This window comes from Vibrio salilacus, from assembly GCF_002811245.1.
Lineage (GTDB): Bacteria > Pseudomonadota > Gammaproteobacteria > Enterobacterales > Vibrionaceae > Vibrio > Vibrio salilacus.
In genome coordinates this window covers 1-1,640 of sequence record NZ_NIVQ01000065.1, presented here as the reverse complement: position 1 = coordinate 1,640, position 1,640 = coordinate 1, and the positions used below count along the sequence as shown (strand labels likewise).

General features: G+C 38.8%; 2 protein-coding genes. Both read right to left on the bottom strand.

Annotated features, from left to right (window positions below; all coding sequences use genetic code 11):
- Positions 1–275: 275 nt before the first annotated feature.
- Positions 276–932 carry a hypothetical protein gene (locus tag CDZ87_RS16685; protein WP_100754529.1) on the bottom strand — a complete coding sequence of 219 codons (657 nt, stop codon included), beginning with the start codon at positions 930–932 and terminating at the stop codon, positions 276–278.
- A 138-nt stretch (positions 933–1,070) separates the two neighbouring features.
- Positions 1,071–1,562, bottom strand: coding sequence for an HAD family hydrolase (locus CDZ87_RS16680; protein WP_100754528.1), 492 nt, complete (start codon positions 1,560–1,562; stop codon positions 1,071–1,073).
- Positions 1,563–1,640: the final 78 nt, after the last annotated feature.

Below are 1,640 nucleotides of genomic sequence, written 5' to 3'. Positions count from 1 at the left end.
AAAATGAAGCAACCCACGAACATTAGTATGTTTTACGGGCTGAGTGATTCATGAATTTAGGCCGACAATGCAGATTTGCTGAAGTACTTAAACTATCTGCCAAAGGGACAAAGAACATAGATCGAAGAAACTTTAAGCCACTGAAATACAAGTAAACATAACGCCCGGTTAAGGGGCAACCAACGCTACTACCAACTTACCGCATAATACCGTAATCACAAAAACCAACGCATAGTAAAAATGCCACGCGTTGGTTGTCCCTCTTGAACCGTTTGTTAGGCAAAATCTTGCGCCAAAATATTTGTATAAAAATGCCGACCAAAGTCATTATGCTTAGGTTGCTGAAACAACCCTTTTGATTCATCAAAAACCTGAAGAGTAACCGCAATATCTATTACCCCCAAAGATGCTAGTTCGTGAATTGCATGAAACTCGACACCACAAGCTTTTTCGTTGCGATAGAATTGGTGTATTTGCTGTATAAGGTAATTGCTGAGTCGACGTAAAGTAGAGCAATAAAGGTCGTATGTTCGTTGATTTATATAGCCAAGAGCATATAGCTTAAAAGCTCTGCCCAAGTAGGTACAGGATTGAGCTCTATCCGCATTATCTATAAACGACAAAATTACTTCGCTAACTTTTTCTTCATCTTGGGCGTTAGTAAAATTTTGCTCAATAAAATGCTTACGCTGCTCTAGTGACAAGACCTCAACTTCATTTAGAAAAGCTAATATTTTCTTGGCAAATAGATTGGCACGGATGCTATCGCCAGCTTTGTACAAAGATACTGCCGTTCCAATGATGGGTATATCTTTCAGAACACCATCATCCAGTACAGCGTCAAGTGCTGTTTCACCTACTTTATCTACAAGATCATGACTATTACTGCTTTTAGCAATAGACTTGAATAGGTCCTTACTCATTAATGACATCAATTGTTCCTTATTTTGCCTAACGCCGCGTTAAGGGGTGAGCAACGCAACTACAAACTCACCGCATTACACTAAAAACTAATAAAATCAACGCATAACGAAAATGCCACGCGTTGCGAATCCCTCTTGAACGCTTTGTTATGTGCAAATTTCACACAACTTATTGATTTGATTAACTCTTACAACTGAATCATTTGGCTCAAACTTCGGATTAAACCAAACGGCACTTACTCCGGCATTAATCGCGGGCAGAATGTCATTATCGAGGGAATCACCAACCATAATGAGAGAATCATGACTTACACCAAGTTCTTGAGCTATTTTATGAAAAAACTCAGGAGAGCCTTTACCTAAACCTAAATTAGCTTTACAAAAATAACCAGCGAGAAACTGAGCTAAACCAACGCGTTCAAATGCTAATTTGATATCGTTTTCAGATGAGTCGGCTGCATTAGTAGCAACGTAAATAAGATGTTGTCTTGATAGATTTTCTAAAATCTCATGAGCACCATTAACGGCCTGAACCTCATCCCAATCACACATTTTTCCTTTTTGATCAGGAAAATCAACCATTAATGTATCGCCCCAATCAAATAAGTATATTTTGTTCAAATATGCCTCCTTGCACATAACGCCGCGTTAAGTAGTGAGCAACATCACCACCTGACCTAAACCATTGTGCCGTAAACACTAAATTCAAAGCAAACC